The sequence below is a fragment of the Paraburkholderia sp. JHI2823 genome, from assembly GCF_038900695.1.
In the GTDB taxonomy this organism is placed as follows: domain Bacteria; phylum Pseudomonadota; class Gammaproteobacteria; order Burkholderiales; family Burkholderiaceae; genus Paraburkholderia; species Paraburkholderia mimosarum.
In genome coordinates, this window is sequence record NZ_JAYMRY010000363.1 from 1 (window position 1) to 361 (window position 361).

Below are 361 nucleotides of genomic sequence, written 5' to 3' on the forward strand. Positions count from 1 at the left end.
GGTGCGGTCCCCGCGCCGAAGTCGAGTTCACGTGCGGCGGCGAAGCCGACATTGCACGCCCGCTCGACACCGACAAGCTCACCGACGAGGAATGGGGCGACTACCTCTTCATGCGCCACAACCCGCGTGGCGTGCACAGGGAGCAGTGGCTCCACACGCAGGGGTGCCGCCGCTGGTTCAAGGCGACGCGCGACACCGTCACCTACGAGATCCAGAGTTACGAGACCTTCGGCGCGGCCAACGTGGCCAATGAGACGCAAGGCAGCAAGCAAGGGAGCACGCAGCGATGAGCCAGAAGAACCGCCTCGGCGCCGGTGGGCGCATCAACCGCGCGATTCCGCTGAACTTCACGTTCAACGGC

1 protein-coding gene is annotated in these 361 nt (G+C 66.2%); it reads left to right on the top strand.

Features of this window, described 5'->3' with window-relative positions:
• Positions 1 to 290 (top strand): sarcosine oxidase subunit delta (locus tag VSR34_RS38995; RefSeq protein WP_342965310.1); only part of this gene is annotated, 290 nt, incomplete at its 5' end.
• Between the last annotated feature and the right edge of the window lie 71 nt (positions 291 to 361).